This window comes from Sphingobium psychrophilum, assembly GCF_012927105.1.
GTDB lineage: Bacteria > Pseudomonadota > Alphaproteobacteria > Sphingomonadales > Sphingomonadaceae > Sphingobium > Sphingobium psychrophilum.
The window spans coordinates 1-5,813 of the sequence record NZ_JABBFV010000050.1 but is presented as its reverse complement, the minus strand read 5'-3'; the positions used below and the strand labels follow the sequence as shown (position 1 = coordinate 5,813).

Sequence of the window (5,813 nt, the reverse complement as noted above, 5' to 3'; positions counted from 1 at the left end):
TCACCATACCGGCCAGCGGCTTCTGGAAAACGCTGCAATCAAAGGCCTGACAGAAGACCGCGCTCGATCACCTGTTCACCGGTTCAAAAACTTCTTGCCTCACGGGCGGCAACCACAGAAGACACTTAGGTTATTGCGTCGAGCGCAAATTAGGTTTTTATGTTGGATAGTCTGAACCGTGCCCTCCAATTCATCCGTCTAAGGCAATGACACTCTCTTCCTCGACCAGGTTCGCCGCTCCATATTGGTGGAGCGTCTCAGCGGGCTCGAGAAGTCGCGGATATAGGGACTGAACCCCACCTACCTGACCGAAATTGTAGTCATATTTCGGATAAGCCCTAGCCAGTACGATGCCCAGCAGGACTCGAACCGCCGTGTCCATTCACATCCATCCTTTTCCACATTCCAGATCGTGCTATTCATGCTCTTGGTGAGTTCATAAGTCTATGATATAACTACGAAATTGATCGCTCAAGTTGCCCGGCCGAAAGCTCTTCTGGGGCACCGATCGACCGTAGCGACGATCCCATCCTCAAGCTGGCAATGGAAGATCGACGTACAACCGCACGCGACGTGCCGGGCCTGGAGGCAAGGTCATGATCGCGCAGTCCGAGAGCGAACGCTGGGTGACGGCGGACTATGTCTGCCGATCGATATCGACCTCCACGCTTTGCCGGATCCACAACAACGCTGCTGGCGCCACTGCGCGTCCGTCATATCCGATGGATATCGCAGTCCCTCCCGGCTATGCACTTGCCGGGCAATACCAGTCCATGCCAACATTCACTCTTCCTCCTCATAACGAGGCGTGGATCGCAACATGCTGCTATTGCTAACCAATGTTCGGATCGGGCTTAAAGAGCGGGAAACATAGGCATGGAAGACATCAAAACCCAATCGCCTTCGTTCCTAGATCAGCTTCAGGAGCAGGGGTCATCAAAGACCGATGCCGTTCTGACAAAAAGCTGGCATGAGCGAGCGATCGAGTTTGCGACAGTGGCCTTGCTGATAATGGTACTGCTTGCACCGCTCATGACCTATAACGAACTGCCTTTGACAGGCGAGGGCAGTAGTCAACGGCAAATTGGGTATCTGTTGATCCTCGCGCTGGCCATCTATGGCGCTAGACCCGCCATCAGCCGTTGGCGACTGATAGCGATGCCGTGGCCGATATTGCTCGCCATTTCCTGGTGCTGGGTTAGCCTGGCTTGGGCGATCGCGCCCGATATTGCGGTACGTCGCCTCCTTCTGACAACAGTGGTGGTCTGGACGACTTTTCTCGTGGTGCAGCAAGCGGGCTATCGTTCAACATTGAATGTCGTGCGGGTTGCTCTGGTCGTGGCGTTGGTCGCAAATTACGCCGTGGTATTTCTTGATCCGGCCACAGGCATTCACATGATGACCGACTCAGCCATCGCTTCTGCACTGATCGGCAACTGGCGCGGGTTTCTGGTTCATAAGAATTTTGCCGGGGCCACCTGCGCCATCACCATCCTGCTATTTCTTTTCGATGCGAAGAAGATACCTACAGTCTGGCGTATTCTCGTCATACTCTTGTCTGCCTATTTCATGTACCGGACCCAGTCCAAGACATCGGGCGGCATGACCGCCATCGCGTTGCTGGCCGGCTGGATTTACCAATTTTATTCCAGGCGCTTTAGGATGTACGCAATCCCGGCGATCGCTATTGCCGCATCCTTGGGCGGGATGGCATTGAGCGCGTATAAAGATATATTGATATTCAATTATCTGGCACCTTCGGCCTTTACCGGCCGAGGTTATATCTGGGGCATGCTTGTTCGCTATGCAGGAGACAATCTTGGCACGGGTTCGGGATTTGGGTCCTTTTGGAATATCGGGCCATATAGCCCGGTCTATCAATATGGATCAGGTATGCTGACGCAGATCACCGTCGGGCATAATGGGTATCTTGATCTGCTTGTAACTGTCGGTTTGCCGGGCCTTGTGATTGCCGTCTTCGCGCTCATCATTTGGCCCATCTGGAAGCTGCTGGCTGATCAGAGCATCAAGGCCGAGGAGGGCGCTCTTATTTCGGCCATGCTGATCTTTTGCATGGGGCATAATGTAACAGAAAGCAGTCTGCTCTCGCGCGACGCATTGGTAGGTTTGTTCATGGTTCTGGCTGTCGCTTTCGTCTGTGCCGTTGGCGGGAGGAAAGTCCGGAGCCCTAAAAATACTGCCGCTGGTGATGACTTGATGAGGTCCTTGCGTAAACGCCGTCATGCATCGCCGCCCGTTACGCTTTAGCGCGACGAGATTGGCCGTTTGCGATCGCCGCTAAAAGTCAAAGAGGGTAGTTGGAATAGGATGGGGACGGGGTAGCATTAGGTCAGGCAGGCGTGTGCTTAATATCGGGCAGCAGATGCAGGCACGTGTTTGTAGGGATGCGGGCCTGATACTGCTGGCGTCCTTTCTATTCACCCCTTGCCAATCTCTGCTGTGCGCGCAAGACGAGCGACGATGCTGGCCAGCATATTTGATGTATTTGAAGAAAGCGAATATACACAATGCAAGGGCCATCGCACGTGATAGGCAATCCTGGACGATCTGGCAGCGTACCTGAAGCGATTCGGACAGCGGCAGGGGGCGATAGCGCCACCATCTTAGTCCAACCGGCAGGCTTGAAGCATATGGCGCTCGACGATCAAGCCTCGCTTCTTCTTGTAACCCATGTGTCTATCCGACAGGGTCCTTATGGTCCGGAAGTGGATGAGCAGACTGCCGCTGGTATCGAACAATGGTGCCAGCATTTCGATCGGGTTACCTTTTATGGTGTGGAAAGCCAGGCGAATGCGATCAGCGGGGGCTCGGCATCCTGGGTCCGTACGGATGAGGGCCTCCTGGGTGCGCGCGCGCGACTTGTGATACTGCCACACGCTTATACCCCACGCAAAATGATCCGCCATTATGGCGCGGTTCGGAACGAACTGCGCCAAGCTGTCGCGACCCACCGCCATCTCTGCTTCACATTGGGCAGTATCATCGGCGATTGGCCCACCATCGCGGCCCTTGAAGCTATCGAACAGCGACGGCGTTATGCCGCGTGGATTGATCGGGTCGAACCCTTTGTCATCCGCAACAAGCTGGCACGGGCACCACTGAAGCGGCTTTTGGCGGAGATGGTCATGCCCTTTACACAGGCTGCAATTCGGTATGTCTTGCGCAAAAGCACTGTAGCGCTGCTGCAGGGAGGCGATAGTTTTGCTTATTATGCAAGATCGGCATCCGATCCGCATTGCACCTATGACACCCACACCCGATGCACGGAGCAGATTTCCGCGTCCGCCCTGTTGCGGAAGCAGGACCGAGCCCTTGCTAGAGAACCACTCAAGATAGTCTATGTGGGCCGGGTTGCTGGCATGAAAGGGCCGTTCGACTGGCTGGCGTGCCTGGCACGCCTGCATACGCAAGGAATTGCGTTTCAAGCGTGCTGGATCGGTGATGGACCCGATTTGCCCGCACTCAAAGCACAGGTGTCGCGCGCTGGTCTCAACCACGTCATTGACTTTCCAGGATTCGAAGGGAGGCGCACGCACCTTCTGGACCGGCTGCAGGAGAGCGATCTCTTGCTGTTCTGCCACAAAACGCCAGAATCTGCGCGCTGCCTTATCGAGGCGCTGGTCAGCGGATGCCCGATCATTGGCTATGACACGGCCTATCCACGCGGATTGACGCAGACATATGGAGGCGGATTGTTCGCCCCTGGACATAGCATTGAAAAGCTTGCAGATCATGTCGCTCGCCTACATCATGATCGTCAGGCCCTGTGCCAGCTGATGGAAGCGGCAGCTCTCAGCGGGACGCTCTATAATGAGGATGCTGTCTATGCGCATCGGGCCGCGCTCATGCGGCGTGGTTGATCGACAAAGCTTGAAGATCGGGCACGCAGTTATCCAAAGCAACTCTGGTCGATATATAACCGATTGAGCATAAATTGGCAAGGTGCCACGGCAGACCGATGGCGATCAGCAGGCTTGGTGTCGCGCCATGCACCGAATGTCGCGGGCAGTTCAACGCGCAAAATGGTAGCCATGCGAGAAGGGTCTGACCGCGCGTATGCGGGCCGCGCCTGCGAGCAAAATAGCGCGCAATTTGCGCGCAGGTGAAGCCAACAGTGCGTTGGCGCGGTCACCGGTGGCAAAACAGGTCGGGTGCATGGCTTCATGACAAGGATCTAGCCGTGAGGAACGACACGCATAGCAGATTGCAATGAGGGACATGCCAGGGATCTTGTCCTTGGCCTGCGCCGAGGGCACCATCTATAGGTTCTTTTCGATGGTCGTTGATCTGACCATGACGGCAGGACCAGTGCATGGCGCAGATGTGCACGCCTCCATTGATACGTCGCGGTGGCCAGGATCCGCGCTTCCCGGCTGCGGGCCGCGGCCCAGAGCTTGACTGATCTCCTCTATCAGTAATTGACCCATACCCCAGGCACAGGTTTCTCTTTGGACAGTCTCATAGTAATGGCTGGTCGTCTGCCCTGATGCATGGCGCGGCGAGTCGGGGGCTGATAAATATGGACAATCGCGCAGAGCTTGTCGGCATTCAGTTTTTGCGTGGTTTCTGCGCACTGGGCGTGGTCGTCGGGCATTGCGCCGCGATGATTGCCGATCCCAAATATGGCGGCCTGAGCTTGTTGGGCGGCGCGCTTGAAAGCGGTTCCTCAGGCGTCGATATCTTCTTCGTCATCAGCGGATTCATCATGTCGGTGGTCGTCCTCAAGGGCAGTGATCTTCGTCCAAGAATGACGCTATCGGCCTATGCCACGCGGCGCTTTGTCCGGATCGTCCCGATGATGTGGCTGGCCATCCTGTCTTACGCGCTGCTCCAGCGCGGGTTCGCGCGCGATGCCATTGACTGGGCCGCTTACGCCAGGGCAGCTTTTCTCATACCCTATTCTTACGTCAAACCTGACATCATCTGGACCTTGCGCCAGGAACTGATTTTCTACAGCCTCTTTGCCCTGAGTTTCTTTGGCCCGCGGGCGTCTCGCTGGCTGCTGCTGGCATGGGTGGTTTCCCCGATCGCCTATGTCGCATTCCTACCGTCCTGGGGAGCCACCACCGGCTATATCGACAGTCCTTGGTCGATTTTGTTCAGTTCCGTAAATATCGAATTTGGTATGGGTGTTGGCCTTGGCTTGTTCTGGAACAGAATGTCGCCGCCCAGTGATTGGCGACTGCCTGTCCATCCGTTCATAGGGATTGGCGTGCTGCTTACTGCTATCCTCGCTGTATATTGGTGTGGCGGGCTGATAAGCCAAACTCTCCCCAGCGTAATCTTTCTCGGGCTATGTGGGACAGGACTGGTGCTTGTGTCTGCGCGCTCTCATTGTCCGCAAGGATGGTTGACGCGCCTTGGCGGGCTGCTTGGCGATGCGTCTTATTCCATCTATCTCTTCCACCTCCATGTCCTTGCCGGCCTGCTTGCCCTGCGAGCCAAGTTTGCCATCCTTCCAAATGCGCCGCTTGCCATTCTCTTGGCTGTCCTTGTTGCGACATCATCGAGCATCCTCATTCACCTTTTGGTCGAACAGCCAATGACCGGCTGGATGCGGCGGGCATTGGCCCGGCGCGCAAAGGCTTCGCCAACCGGTTCACAAGAGCAGGGCCGAGCTCCTGATGCTGCAGTCTGAAACAAGGGCTAGCTGCCGCATCTAAGAGCCCTCTGTGGTTGCCGCCCGTGAGGCAAGAAGTTTTTGAACCGGTGAACAGGTGATCGAGCGCGGTCTTCTGTCAGGCCTTTGATTGCAGCGTTTTCCAGAAGCCGCTGGCCGGTATGGTGATCCG

The 5,813-nt window shown here is 56.0% G+C and carries 3 protein-coding genes and 1 pseudogene; 3 read left to right on the top strand and 1 reads right to left on the bottom strand.

Features of this window, described 5'->3' with window-relative positions; translation table 11 throughout:
- Positions 1–638: 638 nt before the first annotated feature.
- Positions 639–783 (bottom strand): annotated as a pseudogene (locus HHL08_RS24850) (IS5/IS1182 family transposase); the annotation flags it as partial.
- Between the two features lie 93 nt (positions 784–876).
- Here HHL08_RS24850 and HHL08_RS24845 point away from each other — a divergent pair.
- The 3 genes from HHL08_RS24845 (at position 877) to HHL08_RS24835 (ending at position 5,659) form a co-directional block, all read left to right on the top strand.
- Positions 877–2,268, top strand: a complete 1,392-nt coding sequence (locus HHL08_RS24845) for an O-antigen ligase family protein (protein WP_169575537.1) — start codon at positions 877–879, stop codon at positions 2,266–2,268.
- Between the two features lie 383 nt (positions 2,269–2,651).
- Positions 2,652–3,881 (top strand): glycosyltransferase, encoded by a 1,230-nt coding sequence (locus HHL08_RS24840; RefSeq protein ID WP_169575536.1) that lies wholly within the window; start codon positions 2,652–2,654, stop codon positions 3,879–3,881.
- 659 nt (positions 3,882–4,540) lie between these two features.
- Complete coding sequence (locus tag HHL08_RS24835) at positions 4,541–5,659, top strand: acyltransferase family protein (protein WP_169575535.1); 1,119 nt, start codon at positions 4,541–4,543, stop codon at positions 5,657–5,659.
- Positions 5,660–5,813: the final 154 nt, after the last annotated feature.

What these genes read in the sequence shown, in the direction of transcription:
- HHL08_RS24845 (WP_169575537.1), top strand. Translation starts at nt 877, where the DNA reads ATGGAAGACATCAAAACCCAATCGCCTTCGTTCCTAGATCAGCTTCAG.
- HHL08_RS24840 (WP_169575536.1), top strand. Translation starts at nt 2,652, where the DNA reads ATGGCGCTCGACGATCAAGCCTCGCTTCTTCTTGTAACCCATGTGTCT.
- HHL08_RS24835 (WP_169575535.1), top strand. Translation starts at nt 4,541, where the DNA reads ATGGACAATCGCGCAGAGCTTGTCGGCATTCAGTTTTTGCGTGGTTTC.